Origin of the sequence: Henriciella aquimarina, from assembly GCF_002088975.1 — a bacterium.
Lineage (GTDB): Bacteria > Pseudomonadota > Alphaproteobacteria > Caulobacterales > Hyphomonadaceae > Henriciella > Henriciella aquimarina.
Map to the genome: position 1 here is coordinate 1 of NZ_NCST01000129.1, position 16,792 is coordinate 16,792.

Here is a 16,792-nt window from a genome sequence, read left to right on the forward strand (position 1 = left end):
GCCGCATTATAGGACAGGTTCGAAGCGGTGAGCATCGCGCCCTTGGGCACGCCGGTCGTCCCGGACGTGTAGAGTAGCAGCGCCGGATCGCTGGTGATGCGCTCGCAAAGTGACCCCTCATGGGCCTGCGTGCCGAGAATCGCCATGAAAGCGTCTGTTTCGTCCGGCTCATCTGCCGGGATGGAGCGGGGGTCACCGCGCGACTGCATCGCACCGGCTGTCGTGGTCAGGATGGTCCGCTCTCCCGCGACAGCCTCGAAGGCGGGCCGCTGCGAAGGATGGCACAGGATGACGCTCGGCTCACAATCGGCCATCAGCTTGCCCAACTCATCCTGGCGGTACATCGGGTTGCCAAGCACAGGGATGAGACCCGCCTTCCACGCGCCAAGCGCGGCGATAGCAAATTGCGGGACATTCTGGAGCAGGATGAAGATGCGGTCCCCCTGCACGGCGCCGGATCGGATGAGCCAAGCGGCGAAATGTGAGCTCATCTCGTCCAGCTCACCATAACTGATCAGCCGGTCGAAATAACGGATGGCGATCGCCTCACCCCCGACTTCGCAATGGGCAAGGAAAGCCTGCAGGATATCGGGCCGTTTCCCATCGAGTCCTTCGCACAGAGTGCTGTCATAGGCTGCCTGCCATGGTCTGGCATCATAAAGCGAGAAATCGTCCGGCATGCATCACTCCAGCCCCTGCCCCTTCCGCAGGGATATGCGGGTTTACCCAATGCACTAGTGATCGAACCGCCGGCATTCAACCGCATGGATTGCCGCTGCGTCAGGTTCTGCCGAAAAAGTCGTTTTGAAGGGCCATTTGAGCTGGAGGTATAGTAAAGGAGATTGAAAATTTCCGGGAGATTTCATCCTATCCGTCGCAGCACCGGCCTTGCATCAGTCGCGCATGAAGAACTGGATGGGCAGGACGAGTTCAAGTGTCTCCCCCGGCACCTCGACCGGCGGGACCGGCAGCGGTTCGGCGCGCCGAAGCAAGGCCGTGGCTTCCTCGTTGAGCGCTTCGCTGGAAACACCCTGTTCGAGCGACCGGCTGATTATGCGCCCCGAACGGTCCATCACGAAACGGACATAAACAACCCCCTCCTCCCGCTTTCGCTGGGCCATATAGGGATAGCGCTTGTGGCGTTCGAGGTGGCCAAGCACAGCGGCCTGCCAGGCCGCCCTGGCATCGGCGGCAGCAGCCCCGGACGCAGGCGGCCGGTCATCAATATCCGCGCTTTGCGGCGGCTCCGCCTCAGCCTCGGCGTCCGTATCGCGCGTCTGCTCCACCTGAGGCGCCGGCTCCATCACAGGACTGTTTTCCTCCTCGGGCACGGCCGGCTCGACCTTGACCGGCGCCTCCTCCGGTTCCTGCGGAAGAACCACCTCGGCCTCTTCCACGACAGGCGGCTCGATCTCCTCGACCACGGGTTCGGGTTTTGGCCTGGGTTTGACTTTTTTAGGCTTGGGTTTCGGCTTCGGCGCCTCGACCGGTTTCGGTGGCTCTTCTGGTGGAGGCGCTTCCCGGCCGGCCGGGGCCGGTGCAAGATCGATCATGATGGCCGCAGGAAGCGGCTGGACCGGGTCGGAGGCCGGTCCGCCCCAGGGGACCACCGCCGCGCCGGCCGCCGCATGGGCCGCGGCGACAAGACAGAAAGCCCCTGCCCAGCGGCCGGTCCCGGAAGGGCGCCCCACCCCGGTCATTGCCCAGCCAGGCCCTGATCCATGCCGACAAGCGCGATCTTGAGATAGCCGCTCTCGCGCAGATCGTTCATCAGATCCATCAGATCGCCATAGGGGACGGCTTCATCGGCCTGCAGGAAGATGCGTGTCTCCGGATCATGGCCGGACGCTTCCAGGGCCGCGGCAAGGTCATCCCGGGCAAGTGGATCGTTGCCGAGTGCAAGGGACAAATCCTGCTTGAGCGTCAGGAAAACCGGCTCATCCGGGCGCGACGGGGTTTCCGCATTGGCTGCCGGCAGATCGACCGGGATATCGACGGTTGCGAGCGGTGCGGCCACCATGAAGATGATCAGCAGGACCAGCATGACATCGATGAACGGCGTCACATTGATTTCATGGGTCTCCCCGAGATCGTCCTCCGGCTGATCGAGCTTGAAGGCCATGGTGTCCCTACTCCGCGACTTTGAGCGTCACCGCGCGCAGGTCTGCATTGCAGTCGAGATCCCGCGAGATGATGCGCATGATGGCGGCCGACATGTCCGCCATGCCCGCTTTCAGGGCCGCGATGCGCCGGGCGAAATAGTTGTAGATCACAACAGCGGGAATGGCCGCGACGAGACCGAGGGCGGTGGCCAGCAGCGCCTCGGCAATCCCCGGCGCCACGACGGCAAGATTGGTGGTCTGGGTTTCGGAAATACCGATAAAGGCATTCATGATGCCCCAGACGGTTCCGAACAGGCCGACAAAGGGCGCCACCGCCCCGATCGAGGCCAAGACACCTGTGCCGCCCGACAGCACACGGGCAAAACGCGCCTCCTCGCGCGACAGGGCCGAGGCAAGCCGTTCCTTGATCCCTTCGTCGCTCTGCCCCGCCGAGGAGAGCTTCAGCTCCTTGCGCGTGACCTCAAGCAGACCACGGCCGGCCTCGCCCTGCAGGCCGGCCGCGGCCGCCTCTGCATAGCCGGCAATGCCCGACAGGATCGGCAAGTCCCTCTCGAGCCCTTTTGCCACTTTCCGGAACTCCAGCGTCTTGACCAGCCAGACCGTCCAGGTGGCGATCGATGCGAGAATGAGCCCGATCATGACACTTTTCACGACCCAGTCGGCCGCCATGAACATGCCCCAGGGCGAGAGATCGTGCGGGACGGCCGGCCTGGGTGAAATATCCGCGTTCATAGGTGAGGTCTGGGCGATTAAGGCCGGCGCGGGAGTCATCATGATCATGGCGGCAACCAGAAGCCGGCCAGGGCGGTTCAGGTGTCCGATCACTCGCTTCATTCCGGAGCTGTCACGGGGAATACGATATTCGCCGCGCCTTCATATTTGCTATGGGTCGGAGTGTCCTCATCAAGGCTGACCTTGCTGCGCACGAACCAGAGGCCGGGTTCGGTCACGGTAAAAGAGGCAAGACCGTCCTTGCCGCTTTCGGTCCGCACAACATAGCCGTGTTCCTCATCGCTGAAGCCGTCGAACGTCGCCCCGAGGCGGGCCGAGACCGGCTGCCCATCGAACAGGACTTTCACGGTCATCCTGTCTCCCGGGCGAAGCCCGGCCGGATTGACAAGTGGGATGATCTCGACCCGGTCGCCGAGGGCCTTCGCAAAGATCTCATCGCCTGCGGCCGGATTGATCAGAGCCTTCGAGAACCATTCCATCTTCAGCATGCCGGGATCGCCGGTTTCGCCCTCGGGCTGGCGATTCTGACGCGAACGGGTTGAATAGCCATGAAGGATAAGGGCCCCGCTCCCCGGAACGGTCACAGTGCCAGCCATGAGCCCTCGGGCGTCATCGGCCTCGACAACGACCGAAGCCGTGCCCTCGCGCGTGATGAGGTCCAGCGTGCTGTCCTCCGGCGGCATGCGGCCCGGCTTCAGATAGACTTCCGTGACGATGAGCGAGACAGGCAGCGTCTCTCCGGCTTCGGCATGGCCCGCCTCCGGTTTGACGATGAAATCATGCGCATGGGCCATAGGCCCACTGGCAAACAGAAGCGCGGCGAGCGCGGCGGGGGCACGCAGGGATGTTGGAATCATGAGCTTGGATCCTGGTTTGGCGAGAAGAGGAAAAAGGGTCTGCGCAAAGTGTGCGGCGCATAGGTGAGCAGGAGGATCAGCGCGACGGCGGCAATGGTGAGCAGACCGGTCCAGATGGTCAGCCCCCAGGCGAAACCGCGCGCGGCAAACAGGATACCGAGGGCGAGGGCCAGCAGCCCCCATCCGGCCAGCCGCACGCGCTGCGAGTGCCTGACGCTGCCGAAGCCGCCAAAGACCTGACGATAATGCCGGTCCATGGAGAGCGCCAGCAGGGCAAGGCCTGCAAAGGAAATGAGGAGAGACAGGAGGCTGGCCATCAATGTCCCTCCGCCGGCGAGGCCACGGCCCGTGCCGGCGCTTCGGCCGGTCTCTTTCGGGCGTGGCTGGGCGCGGCCTTGCGGTGCGTGAGCACCCAGGCCGCATAGGCAAAGCAGATCCCGGTCAGCAGCGCCATGATGTCGAACCCGGCGACAATCCACTGACCGTGCGGCACGGACCAGAAGAGATGGCTGTCGGTCACCACCATGTTGAGGACAGGCAGTCCGATCAGCAGGATGGCTGTGGCGCCAGCGATCTCGATCCAGGCCCGAGCGACAGGCCGGAGGAAGGCATAGACGGCCGCCAGGGCCCAGACGATCAGGAAGCTGTTGATCTCCCAGTCGGCGCGGTTGGCCACGCCGGCCGGTATGAGGCGGTTCGCCCAGAAATAGGCCGTCACCGCCAGGCTGAGACCGGCCACACTGCCCGCGTTCAACCGCTCGACCAGGCGAAAGCCAAGACTGGCCTTGCCGGCTTTCGCATTCTTGACCGCACGCTTCGAGACCCAGAGCGACAGACCGGTGCCGACCATGACGGTTCCCGCCACGCCCGCAAAGAAGAAGATCCAGCGCAGGCCCGTGTCGGCGAAGCGTGCCCGGTGAAGCGTGCCGAACGTGTTATTGACCTTGGTGACGACGGAATCGTTGCGCCGCCCGGTCGTGCTCTCGAGAAGCTCGCCCGAATGGCCGTCGAACGTCATGCGCTCGACCCCGTTCGATCCCGAACCGCTGTGCGAGGTGAGGTCATGATTGCGCAGCGGCGCCAGCTCGATCATGGCATCGGGCGAAGACGGCTCATAAATGGTGATGCGCCCGACGGCCTGCCCCCACTCTGTGCGCGCCTTCTGGAGAAGAGGCGTGACATCCGTCAGGGGGCGGGCATCGCGCTGGACCTCGACAATGGCGGCCTCCCCCCGGTCAGGGGGCGGCCCCCTGTGGCGTCCCTCGACCGCGAACGGCATGATCGTCGACATGAAGAGAAGCAGGCCCGAATAGGTGATCATCAGGTGGAAGGGCAGCGCCATGACGGCGGTGACATTGTGCATGTCCAGCCAGGAGCGTTGCCCCTTGCGCGGGCGGAAGGTGAAGAAGTCCTTGAAGATCCGCTTGTGCGTAATGATCCCGCTTATGATCGCGATGAACATGAAGAAGGTGGCCACGCCGACGATCCAGCGCGCCCAGTTCCGTGGCAGGGCGTGGAGTTCGAAATGGAAGCGGTAGAGAAAATTCCCGCCGGCCGTCTCGCGTGCATCGATGACATCACCCGTGCCGGCATCCAGGGTTTCGCGGTGGCCGCCCCTGCGCCCGGGCGGATCGTCTGGATTGCGCCAGCCGACATCGAGCGTATTGCCCCGTTCATTGGGCAGGGAAATCGACCAGGTTTCGGCCTCCGGAGCAATTTCGGCGAGTTTTTCCATGCCGATTGCGGCACTGTCCGGCCCCGGAATGGAATGGTGGGTTTCCGGCTGCATCCAGACAGTGATCTCCTGGCGGAAATACGCCACCGTCCCTGTCAGGAAGATCGCAAAGAGCAACCAGCCGAGCAGCAAGCCCGACCAGGTGTGCAGCCAGGCCATGGACTGGCGGAGACCGTTCTTCATGAGCCGCCTCCGACAAGAAAGACCAGTCCGAAGAGGGCCAGCGCCGGGACGAAAATGCCGACCATTGCCTTGCGGGCACTGCTCACGGCATAGGCGTAGAGGACAGCCACTGTGAACACGATAAAGGCAAGCATGGTCGCCAGCAGGCCGGCGTCTCTCGGTTCCATCGGAAGCAGCGCCTTGGTGACAACCGCAAAGCTGCCCGAAAGAAGATAGCCGCCGGCGCCGGCCGCGAGCGTTCTTGCGGCCACGTTCAGCTTGCCCGGCACGTCGGAGATGATCGCCCCGGCCATCGCCTAGAACTCCAGCTGGGCCGAGAGCGAGAAGCGGCGCTCATCACCCCAGACGATCGTGCCCCCTTCCGGGAAGCGCCGGCGGTCATAATAGGTCTTGTCGAACAGATTATCGACATTGAGCGAGATCTTCAGATCCTTGCCGCCGACATCGATATCGTCCCAGAACAGACCGGCATTCACGAGCGTATAGGCATCATTATAGGAGGTGCGATTGCCGGACGCGTCCGGCTCGCCCCAGCTGCCATGCCCCTTGCTCCAATAGGTGGCGCCGATACCAAGGCTCACCTTGCCGCGGGCCTCGGTCCTCAGGACATCGAACTTGTTCCAGACCGAGAGGTTGTGCTTCGGGGTGTAGGGGAAGGTCCGCCCCAGTGAGGCAAGATCGTCGGTCTCGTCATATTCTGTGTCGAGATAGGCATAGCTTGCCGTGCCCGACCACCAGTCGGTAAACCGGCCGGAGACTTCCACCTCGGCCCCTTGCGACACTTCCAGTCCGTTCAGCTGGTAGCGGCAGTCGCCCGTCCCGTCGAAGCTCGCCGGCTCTCCCGGGGCGGGCGCGGCTTCCGGATCGCATTCGCCTGCAGCCGCATCCTGCAGGGGCATTGGCATATTTTCTTTCTCGATCCTGAAGACCGAGGCCGTTGCCACGGCGCGCCCCTGCGAGAAGACCTGCTTCAGGCCGATCTCATACTGACTGCCTTCCTGCGGCGTGGTGATGTAATCGCCGGCACCGTCCAGCATGCCGAGCGAGTTCGGCGAGAAGGACTGGCCATAGCTTGCATAGACCATGAGATCCGGCGTGAGGTCGTGCATCAGCGCAATCCGCGGCGACCACTTGTCTGTCTTGTTCGCCTGGTCCGGATTGGAGGGAATATCCTCATATTGCGACCAGCCGGCTGCGAGCATGACACGCGTCTTCTCGTTCGGCAGGGAGATCAGGTCCTGCAGGTAGAAATTCGTGTCTTCGCGCTCATTCTTTTCCCCGAGCGGATCGTCCCAGATGCGATACTGATAGGGCCAGTCGCGATAGACAGGGTCGTAGATGTTGATCGGGCCGACTTCATACGCGCCGCCAGGGCGGGTTTCACTCGCGACGGCCCGTCCGCTGCTGCGGCCCTCTTCATGGCCGAAGCCGCCACCGACAAGCCATTCATGGAAGAAGGGACCGGTATCGAACATGCCGGTGACGTCAGCGCCCACACTCCAGCTGCTGCCCTCGCTCTGCCGGCCACTCACATAACGCGGGACATTGCCTTCGGCATCCGGGGCCGGATTGCCGGACCCGCGTGAACTGTTGATACGCGTATTCTGCCACCACTGCTCATAGTCCTGATAGGTGGCATTGGTCTTGATCGTGAAATATTCCGAAGCTTCCCAGCGCGCATCCCAGAGGAAGGTATGCGTCTCGCGCACGGCGCGGTCATTCAGGCTGCCCCAGAAAAAGTCGCGCGGGACCGGATAATACTCGCCCTCATCCGGCCCTTCCCCGATAAGCTTGTTGTTCTCCTGCTCGGGGACCGATTCCACATCCAGCCACTCATAGGTGAAGGTTGTCTCGAACTTGCTCGTGGGCTTGAACGTCAGCGCCCCGAGAATGCTCGCGGGCTCCTGGAAGATATGGTCCTGATCGTCCTCATAGCGGTCATAGCCGGCCGCCAGCCTGTAGAGCAGCGTCTTGCCCTCGTTCAGGGGACCGGTCGTGTCGATCATCCCGCCATAGCTGCCCTGGTCATCGGTGGAGGCGAGCACGACATGGCGCGCCTCTTCCTGGGGACGTTTATAGGCATAGTTGACGACACCACCCGGCTCGGCAGCGCCATAATAAAGAGCGGCTGGCCCACGCAGGACTTCGACCGCCTCAAGACTATAGGCACTTCGGGCACTGCCGGCGCTGCCATAGGTCCGCTGGCCGTTGATGAGCAGCTGGTTGTTCCCGCTGACAGAGAAGCCGCGTACATTGATCGAGCGCGACATGGACTGGCCGATATCGCCGTTGGAACTGACGCTGGTGACACCGGCAAAGCGCTCAAGCGTTTCATAAATCGAGCTGTCGCCCCGCTCGCGGATCAGTTCTTCGCTGGCCTGATTAATGGTGAACGGCGTTTTCTCGAGCGGCAGGGTCGTTTTGGTTGCCAGCGAACTCGGTGCGGGCTGATAGGCAGGTGCCTCACCCGCCACGCCCAGTGTGCCAAGCCTGATCGCGCCGTCACCGTCCCCGGCCTCTGCGGCCGCAACAAGCATGACCGCATCCTCGCCTGTCTGCTGGAAACTCAGGCCCGTGCCCGCAAGCACCAGAGCCAGGGCGTCTTGAGGCCGATAGCGGCCTTGCACGCCGGAACTCATGCGGCCGTCCACATCGGCAGAGCGGTAGGCGATCTGGAGACCGGTTTCTTCGCCCAGTTCCTCCAGCGCGCCGTTCAGGTCCTGCGGCGGAATGGAAATGGTCTCGACGCCAGCCGGTTGCGCCTGCGCCGCCGCGGGAGAAGGCGCGAGAACCATCACGGCGGCCAGTGCCAGGGCCGATACGCCAAGCTGAACGGCATAGCTGTTTTCCAACGTGGTATGTGATCGTCCGGCAACCGCACTGCCCCGGCCTCTCGCGAAGAGTTTTGTCTGCATCCTTGGACCCCTGTGTCTGTCTTATGGGCCTCGCCTGAAGCGGGCCGCCCCATTTATGCGAATGGTTTTCAATCGCATTCACGGGAAAGACGAACGGGTGCGGGCTTTGCTTACCGCCGGTTGCAGATTTTTTCGCCGGCGGGGCTAATGAAGGATCACCAGCCAGGGGGTTACGCGGTTGACGCGTAGGCCATGTGTCGCCGCCAGCGTTTCGATGGCGGCCTGGGCATGGTCGACGGAGAAGACGCCGCTGACACGATCGAATGGGCCCTCCGTCATCAGGAGGATCCGTCCCGGGACATAGCGGTCGAGCTCTTCGATGGCGTCCGGGAGGGGCAGATCGCCCAGGACGATCCGTCCCGTCCGCCAGGGGGCGGCGGATGAGACATCGAATGCTTCCGGCGCCTGTGAGATCCCGTCCTTCGAATAGTGCGTCATGAACCCGGCCTTTAGCCGGACAGGCTCATCTCCGCCCCCATGGGTGACACCGACGAGGCCTTCGACGGTCATCACGCGTGTGTCGGCCTCGTTCCTGCGCACAATGAATTCTGTCCCGAGCGCGGTCGCGGCGCCTCCGGCCGCGCGCACCGAGAAGGGACGGTCGGGGTTTTCCTCAACGTCGAAATAGGCTTCGCCCTTGAGCAGTCTTACGACGCGCCGGTCCTCGCTGAACGCGACATCAATGGCAGACGCGGTATTGAGATAGGCGATACTCCCGTCGGGCAGGTCGGCCCGCAGCTGCTCCCCGGTTCCCGTGCTGAAGTCGGCCTGCCAGCTGACAATCCAGCCAGGCAATCCAAGCCACAGGACCGCAAGACAGGCGGCCAGCACCGCGATGGCGCCGCCCAGGCCCGCATGCCGGCCAAGTTTCCTTTTCGCGGGGGCTTCTGCCGGTGCCGCGAAGGCCTCTTCCAATGGGGCAAGCCCCAGCCAGAGGGATCGCGCCCGTTCATGGGCGCGGCGATTTTCATCTGACCGGGCGAGCCATGCCTCAAGCGCGTCCCTGTCGGCCTTGTCGAACGGACCGGACTGCTCGCGGATCACCCATGCACGCGCCTGCGCACGGGCTGAATGCTCTGAATCGGGGACATCCTTGCGTTTCGCCATCCTGCAGCATGCGCCACCTCCCGGTTGGAAGTCTCGGCGCAATTCTCCTCTCCCATGCATCCTTTAGACGCTTGCAAGCGTGTTTTGCTTACCGGTTCAAGAGAAATGCCAGCCCCATGCCCCCTTGCATGTGCGAGGCTCAGTCCTCGTCGCGAATACGGGCCAGTTCCTCCATGACGCGGCGCATACGCTTGAAAACGCCTGCCGGTGAGAGGCCGACCTCACGTGCAATTTCCCTCTGCGTCAGGCCTTCGAACCGGGCGAGATAGAAGATACGGCGACTGAGGTCGGGCATTCTGGCGACGGCCGCTTTCATCCGCTCAAGCTGGTCAGCCGTAATCAGCAGCTCTTCCGGGCTTGGCGTGGCCCTGTTGCCATAAGACACTGTCTCGACAGCCGTGCAGGCGCGCGCGTTCCGGATTTCCCGGCGCTGATAGTCTGTCGCAAGATTGGCGGCCATTCTGAAAAGATAACCGCGAGCATTGCGTTCGGGGACGGGCGGGCGCTCGCTCCAGATCTTGACGCAAAGGTCCTGAACGACGTCGCGGGCATTTGGAGCCGACTTCATGCGTCGGGCAAGAAATTCGACGATGTCAGCCTCATTATCGCGATATGCCTGTATGAGGGGGGTCTCGCTCAAATCTGGCCCTGTGAACTGAAGGCGGTCCGGGCCACCGACCCGAAACTGCGACTTATTCGCATCCGCATAGTCGTCCTCTCCAGCTTTGGCAAGGCGCAAATTGGTCCGTTGCATCCGCTCCCTGCCCCGGGCCGCGCCGCATAATAACGGTCATTTTCGATGCATTTGAGGTGCCCCGGCGACCTTCAGCCCAGAAGCGGATTCATGGTCTCGAGGCGGGCCCCGAGAAGGTCCAGAAGGTAGCCACGGTCACGAAGCCCCCGCGCCTTGCGAACCAGATAGCGTACGCTGTCTTTCATGTGCGCTGACCCGGAGCGCCAGGCCTCCTCGGCAGCGTCCCTTCCATAAAGCACGCATGCAATCTCTTTCCGGCTAAAGCCGAGGGCCTGGCAGTCGAGCGCGATCAGCCCGTCGCGAAGGATCTGGGTCCGCTTGGTCCAGAGCGGCGTCTGTGCCGCCGGGTCGGGGCCATAGGTCGCCATGGCCTCCCTGTAGGTCCGCATCCGGCTTTCATAGGCATCGACATCGCCGACCTGCAGCTTCATGCGGACCGGTTCGAGGCTGAGCAGCGAGAGCCCTGTGCAGCGGACCTGTATCACCCCGCCATTGCCGCGCAGCAACAGCGCTTCCCGGCCCTCACGGTCGGTGACATGGGTGATGTCGAAGACCGGGACTGTGCGGTCGAAGATGCTGCAGGTCTCGCCGGGCGGCCGCGGGCTGACATGGACCTCGAACTGGTCGGGAAACACATCCTGCTGCCAGATCACATCGGCCTGGAGGGCATCGAGATCGGGATCGGGCATGAGCACAAGCCCCCAGCGCTGGGCGAGGGTCTGTTCACGGCGCGGCCGGATAATCCGGATCCGGTCATCGCAGGCCCGCCGCTCGGCAATGTCGTCTGCGCGCCTGCTCCTGGCATCCTCCAGAAAGACCGGATTGCGGCGGAGATATTCCCAGGCCCAGCGGTCCGAGGTCAGCCGCCAGAGATAATCATAGCGCTTCAGCACGCCATCGCTCTTCAAGGTGTAAGTCTTCATCGCCGGACTCCCTGGCTGAGAGAATTCGCGCAAGACCCGTGCCATCCAAGGTAGAAAGCCTTGAGCGGGACCAATCCGATCCTGTAGCAATCACAACAGCCGGACCGTGATCCCCTCACCCAATGATTGGGCGAGCACACGACCTCATTTTTCCCAAGACCCTCAAAAATAGACCTTTTTCCCCGGTTGGAAGACAGACCGATGTGCCGACCTCGGCCGGGATCAACAGTATGCGCGACGGAGCCGGTCCCGCTCCCTGTCCGAACAATCGCCCCTGCCATGCCCGCTGCAGCAGCCGCGACAGAAGATGTGCCGCCGCCCCAGTACGGGACATCGCGCCCGCGGGCACCGGGTCAGATATGTGACCGGACGCGCAATCGGCGTGCAGACACATGAAGAGAACAAGGACAGGGCCGTGTGAACGGTCTATCGCGGCTGGAAACGCTTGCCAGGAACGCCTGGCGTCTCGCGATGTGGGCCTGGTACAGCACCGATGCGCGTCTCAGTCGCCCGAATTGTACTCTGGACAGAGCCTCCCGGCGATGCATTCTCCGGTCTCGGCCCGGATCACGACGGAATGGCTCCGTGCAACCTCCGGCACAGGAATGCCTGCAGGAAGAACGAATTCGACAGATCTCGCGCCGGACAAGCCGGCCGGTATGCGCGGGAACGGTTTCAGGATCTCGTAGCGATCATGATCGTGACGTCCCGTCCCTATTTTCCGGATTCTGCCTTCGTCTATCAGTTGCTGAAGACCAGCAGCTTCCGGGAGCACGTCATAGGCAACGACATGGCCCTCCGAGACCACTTCGTCCGGATTGATCTCGATCACCCCGGACGGATGCCAGAGACGAACGCTCTCGCTCTGCCTTCCGGTGAATTCAGGCGACCGGCCGCCATATCCATTATTGGTGAGATCGTTCCCGTCAGGGTCGAGAACCTCACCTGAAGGGACAGCGACCTTGTTGATGTTCTGGTACGACAGAACGTGATCTGGGGCGCGGCCGAGCGCGCTATTCAATTCGGGGTCGGGTTTCGAAGACGGAACGATACCACTTCGAGTAAGCTCGACATGCTCGATGCACGCCCTTTTCGGAACGAACACGACTTTTTCTGCGGGCAAGCCAGCCACGCCGGCAGGTTCATAGAGACCCTGCTGAACTACGACTTTCTCGACACGCTCAACCGCTCCGTCAAATGTCCAGAGAGCGGTGTTGATTGCGTTGAGCACAAGATAAAGCGGGACGTCGCCGCGCTCGACCTCAAGCTGAAGCGCATAGGTCGTCCGGTTTATGTCACCAAGCGCCACCGTCGACAGGGCTTCCGAATTAACCCCCTTTACCGTGACAATCTCGGCGTCGCGCGACGCCTCAGGCAGCACACATGTCGGGCGCTTCTCGCGAGGCCCGGGAATTTCAAACGCCTCTGCCGTGGATCCCGTTATGACCTTGTTCTCGCCCGGGGAAAGTAACCTGTCCACATGCTCTGCAGCATTTGTCTCGGCGTCATTTTCTGTGTCGCTCTGCGCGCACGCGGGGAGCGACACAGCCAACACCAAAGCTGCAACTGTAGCGACAGCGAAATTCATCATTCGTCACAACCTGTTTTGCGCGCCAGAACTTCCTCATCATCGAAGCGCAAAATCGATGCGCAAAAAAAGCCCCGGCTCAATTGGCGCAGCATCGCCGTCTCCAGGGTTGCGCCGGAATCGGGGAAGCCGGCAGCCAGCCGGATCATATCCGCCCGAGCGAGTAAAGGACGCACACCCTCGTACCCGCTTCTCAGATCTGGGCCCTGATTGCTCCATCGATTTAATCCGTCCGTTACCTTCAATTCGAATGGTCTCGACCACTTTCAACGACAGATTTAATGGTTCTGCAATGCGGATCAACGAGGAGTGTGCGAGATGACTCCGACCAAGATTACGCTTTTGTTCCTCGGCGTCCTGACCGCGCTCGGCGCTCTGGTGTTCGCAGGCGCGCCGCAGGCGCTTTACCGCGAAACTGCCTATCAGGCGGCGCTGCGCGGCGAGATGGATAAAGCCCGTGAACGCTACAGCCGTCTGGCAGCCTTCGGCGATCCGATCAGCCGCAACAATGTCGCCGTCATCGATTACCGCCGGGCGCGCTTCGAGAGCGGCAAGCCGCTGACGCGCGCCGAAAAGAAGCGCCTGAGCCTGAATGCGCGAGATCAATTCTTCGTTCTCGCCCAGGAAGAGCTGCCAGCGGCGATGTACAATTATGCGATGTTCTATTTCATCGCTCGGGATGACTCGCGCAATTTCGAGCATGTGAAGGCTGTGCTGCGCAAGGCGGCAGACAAGGGTGACGCGCTGTCGGAGACGGCCTACGCTCTGCAATTGTCGCCCGGGCAAAATCACCCGGACAGGCCGGAAAGAATGCGCCGTCTCAAGGCACTCGCCGATGCGGGGGTCGCGGCAGCCGCTTCGGAATATGCCAACGTCATCCGCAGCCGGCCCGCCGAGTATTCCAGGGAGTATGTGCAGCAATACTATCTGATTGCGGCGCAGGCCGGGGATCTTGAGGCGCAGGAAGCGCTTGGCGCATGGTTCGACCGGGCGGACGCGTTTGCCTGGAAGGAGAAAGCGGCGGCGCAAGGCTCGCTTGGCGCGATGGTCCGGCTGGGCGAAACCTATGAAAGAGGCGATGACGGGGTGGAGCCGGACCTCCGGCGGGCGCTCAATTGGTATGAACGTGCGATCGAACATGCCGTGCGTCCGGACCCCATACCGGACATGGTGCTTGTCCGCGGCGGATTTCGCTGGCGCGATGTCGTCTTCTATCGGCCGTCGAACATCAATATTCAGGAAAGCGCCGCCAGGCAAGCAGCGAACCTTCTGGTCGCCGGCAAAGGCGATGTCCGCAAAGACCTGAAGCGCGCCGAGGAGCTATTGAGCTTTGCCGACCGGCGATGGAACGCCGCCGGGGTCATGCGCGCGCAGCTTGAATATGCCGAGGCGCCGGCCGCGCAACGCCAGGCAGTGCTTTGCGCGGAAACTGCATCGGCGCTGCGCACTGAGCAAAAAGAGGATCAGCGCGCCCTCGCCGCCATCGCGGACGCCTGCAACATCCGGATTTTCACCTGGATCGATTATCTGGCGGCAGAGGAGATGGGAGCCCTGACGAACTTGACCGAGCACGACCGTCAATCGCTTCTCTATGAGAGCAAGCAATCGGCGGACGCCTATCTTGTGCTCGACCCCCTGACATTGACCGAAACCGTTCACGACCTGCGAGGGACCATTTTCGTGATCCCGGATGGCGCCGCCGTTCCGAACGGCCTTGAGGAAGCGCGCGCGAGGGTTTTGCGACTGACAGCGCCGAGTGAAGAGGCCTCCCCTGCCCGGTAAGACATGCCGCCGTTCGCTGGAGACCGGCGTCGCTTGCCAATGGAACAGGACGGCCTGTAGCCTGTGAGAATGTGCGGACGCTTCTGGAACGCCCTTTCCTGGGAGGATTATCGCGACTCGCTCGGCCTCACGGGCGCGCCGCCGGACACGAATTTCCGTCCGAACTGGAATACTGCGCCGACCCACACGGTGCTGATCTGTTCGGAGCATGACGGGGAACGCCGCGTCGAGGAAATGAAGTGGGGCTTTGTTCCCATCTGGATGAAAGAACGACCGAAATTTTCGACGATCAATGCGAAGGCCGAAACGGTCGAAGAGAAAGCGACCTGGAAAGGCTCGCTCAACAAGATGCGCTGCGTCGTGCCCGTCAGCGGCTTTTTCGAATGGCGGCGGGGCCCCGGAAAGACCAAACAGGCTTATGCGATCAAACGCCGGGATGGCGAGCCGCTATTGATGGCGGGCCTGTGGGCGTTCAACGACAAGGTTGATGCCGACCAGCCGCGCAGCTTTGCGATTATCACCTGTCCCGCGAACACCGTCATGGGCGCGGTGCATGACCGGATGCCGGTGATACTCGATCCCGCCGACCTCGATTTGTGGCTTGGCTCTGAGCCGTGGGGCGATGCGCACCGGGCTCTGCTGAAGCCATGCCCTGACGATTGGCTCACGGCCTATCCTGTGTCGAAGGATGTCGGCTCCGTCAAAAACAACGAACCGGATCTCGTCGATCCAGAAGGCGATCCGATTTTCTAGTTTCTTGCTTGTCTTCAATGCGCAATCAGAGGGCGAAGAGGTTGTTGAGAGCATCCATATTCTATTCCTGGCAAAGCGACAGGGCGTCCAAAGTCGGCCGCGATTTCATTCAAAGGGCGCTTGAAGAGGCCGCCACCATCCTTCTGGAACAAGGAATTCAGCTTGAAATCGACTCCGATACGAAAGATGTGCCGGGAACGCCGCCGATTAGCGCCACGATCCTCAAAAAGATCGCCGATTGCGACATTTTTCTGGGCGATATGACCTTTGTGGCGAGCACTGAAGACGGGAAACAGGTTCCGAACCCGAACGTGATGGGCGAATATGGATACGCTCTGAAGGCAAAAGGGACCGAGCGGATTTTGCTCGTTATGAACACGTCGTTCGGACCACGGGATGGATTGCCGTTCGATCTACGGCACATGCGATTTCCACTTTCTTACGAAGCTGATGATAAGATTTCCGACGGTGAGCGGCGAGAGCGTCGGACGCAGCTTGCGGAGCGCCTTGCCGACGCCATTGCTCCAATGGTGCGCTTTGGAGGAACGACGGCGGCCGAGGATGCGCGCCTAGCGGCTGAGGAGCTTCTTTCGAGACGATGGAATGAGGCTGGCGCGTTTGGCGCGCCATGCATCGTTTCGACGCCGCGAATGGTGCTGCGTGTCGTTCCGTTTTCCGCGCCCGAGGCCAACCTGAAAGCCAGAGCTGTTCCGCCGATATTGGAGGCTTTCAAGTTTAAATCAGAGGCGGCCTCTCCTTGCGTTTCCGATGGGCGAATGTGGGGCGTCCATGGGAAGCGTCATTCTGTCCCCGAGAAACCCAATGATGAAGCGCATTGGGCGCTGGCGTTGGTGCGTCCCGGACTTCTGGAGTTTTCGGCGAATCTGGGCGCTCGCATCGACGACGACCCCACAATTCTGATCAGCGGATGCCAGATCGAAGCTTTAGCCGTCCGGATGACCGAACAGTTGATAGACCTCGCTATCGAACTGGAGCTGTCCGGGCCATTTCTGGTCCACGTAGCCTTTGAGGGAATGGCGGAGGTTGACGTGCTCGCTCAACGGGGACCGGTTTTGAGGGTGCGACAGCCGACAATCGCCCTTCAGTCTCGGGTTGTGGCAATCAGCGATACGTCGATCGGGCGACAATTGAGAGACCTCCTCGATGACTTATGGACCGCGCTTGGTCACGGTTCTGGCTCTCCGTCTTTCCCGGATGAGGAATGGGCCGGATATAATCCCGGCCAGGGGGATTACGGGTTCCCGTGACCGCCGCCTTGCAGCCGGGAGAACAGGTGGGCGCCTGAAAGAATGTTCATTGGCGGTCGCCGCCAGAGAGGC

Annotated in this window: 17 protein-coding genes; 3 read left to right on the top strand and 14 right to left on the bottom strand. The window is 62.0% G+C overall.

Going from position 1 to position 16,792, the window contains the following annotated elements:
- The 14 genes from B8784_RS20005 to B8784_RS21710 all read right to left on the bottom strand — a co-directional run.
- The coding region (locus B8784_RS20005) for a class I adenylate-forming enzyme family protein (RefSeq protein ID WP_143435654.1) at positions 1-680 on the bottom strand (680 nt) is incomplete at its 3' end.
- Between the two features lie 213 nt (positions 681-893).
- The gene (locus tag B8784_RS20010; RefSeq protein ID WP_084399857.1) at positions 894-1,700 is read right to left on the bottom strand and encodes a TonB family protein; all 807 of its coding nucleotides are present in this window, start codon (positions 1,698-1,700) and stop codon (positions 894-896) included.
- Positions 1,697-2,122, bottom strand: a complete 426-nt coding sequence (gene exbD / locus B8784_RS20015) for a TonB system transport protein ExbD (RefSeq protein ID WP_084399858.1) — start codon at positions 2,120-2,122, stop codon at positions 1,697-1,699. Before exbD ends, B8784_RS20010 begins: the two co-directional genes overlap by 4 nt.
- Positions 2,123-2,129: 7 nt before the next feature.
- Entirely contained in the window at positions 2,130-2,903 is a 774-nt protein-coding gene (gene exbB / locus B8784_RS20020; protein ID WP_169712635.1) for a tonB-system energizer ExbB, read from the bottom strand.
- 50 nt (positions 2,904-2,953) lie between these two features.
- Positions 2,954-3,712 carry a DUF4198 domain-containing protein gene (locus B8784_RS20025; protein ID WP_084399860.1) on the bottom strand — a complete coding sequence of 253 codons (759 nt, stop codon included), beginning with the start codon at positions 3,710-3,712 and terminating at the stop codon, positions 2,954-2,956.
- Positions 3,709-4,029 carry a DUF3325 domain-containing protein gene (locus tag B8784_RS20030; RefSeq protein ID WP_084399861.1) on the bottom strand — a complete coding sequence of 107 codons (321 nt, stop codon included), beginning with the start codon at positions 4,027-4,029 and terminating at the stop codon, positions 3,709-3,711. The genes B8784_RS20025 and B8784_RS20030 overlap by 4 nt, the downstream gene beginning before the upstream one ends.
- Positions 4,029-5,630: a PepSY-associated TM helix domain-containing protein gene (locus tag B8784_RS20035; RefSeq protein ID WP_233356262.1), complete on the bottom strand. Its 1,602-nt coding sequence runs from the start codon at positions 5,628-5,630 to the stop codon at positions 4,029-4,031. The genes B8784_RS20030 and B8784_RS20035 overlap by 1 nt, the downstream gene beginning before the upstream one ends.
- Positions 5,627-5,923, bottom strand: a complete 297-nt coding sequence (locus B8784_RS20040) for a hypothetical protein (protein WP_084399862.1) — start codon at positions 5,921-5,923, stop codon at positions 5,627-5,629. The genes B8784_RS20035 and B8784_RS20040 overlap by 4 nt, the downstream gene beginning before the upstream one ends.
- Before the next feature lie 3 nt (positions 5,924-5,926).
- Positions 5,927-8,545 carry a TonB-dependent siderophore receptor gene (locus tag B8784_RS20045; protein WP_084399863.1) on the bottom strand — a complete coding sequence of 873 codons (2,619 nt, stop codon included), beginning with the start codon at positions 8,543-8,545 and terminating at the stop codon, positions 5,927-5,929.
- Between the two features lie 144 nt (positions 8,546-8,689).
- Positions 8,690-9,652 (bottom strand): FecR family protein, encoded by a 963-nt coding sequence (locus B8784_RS20050; RefSeq protein ID WP_158085762.1) that lies wholly within the window; start codon positions 9,650-9,652, stop codon positions 8,690-8,692.
- Positions 9,653-9,791: 139 nt separating this feature from the next.
- Positions 9,792-10,292 carry an RNA polymerase sigma factor gene (locus B8784_RS20055; protein WP_158085763.1) on the bottom strand — a complete coding sequence of 167 codons (501 nt, stop codon included), beginning with the start codon at positions 10,290-10,292 and terminating at the stop codon, positions 9,792-9,794.
- A gap of 185 nt (positions 10,293-10,477) precedes the next feature.
- The gene (locus B8784_RS20060) at positions 10,478-11,329 is read right to left on the bottom strand and encodes a DNA -binding domain-containing protein (protein ID WP_158085764.1); all 852 of its coding nucleotides are present in this window, start codon (positions 11,327-11,329) and stop codon (positions 10,478-10,480) included.
- 502 nt (positions 11,330-11,831) lie between these two features.
- The gene (locus B8784_RS20065; RefSeq protein WP_084399867.1) at positions 11,832-12,920 is read right to left on the bottom strand and encodes a hypothetical protein; all 1,089 of its coding nucleotides are present in this window, start codon (positions 12,918-12,920) and stop codon (positions 11,832-11,834) included.
- Positions 12,917-13,066, bottom strand: coding sequence for a hypothetical protein (locus tag B8784_RS21710; protein ID WP_158085765.1), 150 nt, complete (start codon positions 13,064-13,066; stop codon positions 12,917-12,919). Before B8784_RS21710 ends, B8784_RS20065 begins: the two co-directional genes overlap by 4 nt.
- A gap of 169 nt (positions 13,067-13,235) precedes the next feature.
- Between B8784_RS21710 and B8784_RS20070 the strand changes: the two genes are divergently transcribed.
- The 3 genes from B8784_RS20070 to B8784_RS20080 all read left to right on the top strand — a co-directional run bounded on the left by B8784_RS20070 (position 13,236) and on the right by B8784_RS20080 (position 16,720).
- On the top strand, positions 13,236-14,699 hold the full coding sequence (locus B8784_RS20070; protein WP_084399868.1) for a tetratricopeptide repeat protein: 1,464 nt from the start codon (positions 13,236-13,238) through the stop codon (positions 14,697-14,699).
- 69 nt (positions 14,700-14,768) lie between these two features.
- Entirely contained in the window at positions 14,769-15,452 is a 684-nt protein-coding gene (locus B8784_RS20075) for an SOS response-associated peptidase (RefSeq protein ID WP_084399869.1), read from the top strand.
- 41 nt (positions 15,453-15,493) lie between these two features.
- Positions 15,494-16,720, top strand: a complete 1,227-nt coding sequence (locus B8784_RS20080; RefSeq protein WP_143435655.1) for a hypothetical protein — start codon at positions 15,494-15,496, stop codon at positions 16,718-16,720.
- Positions 16,721-16,792 lie beyond the last annotated feature (72 nt).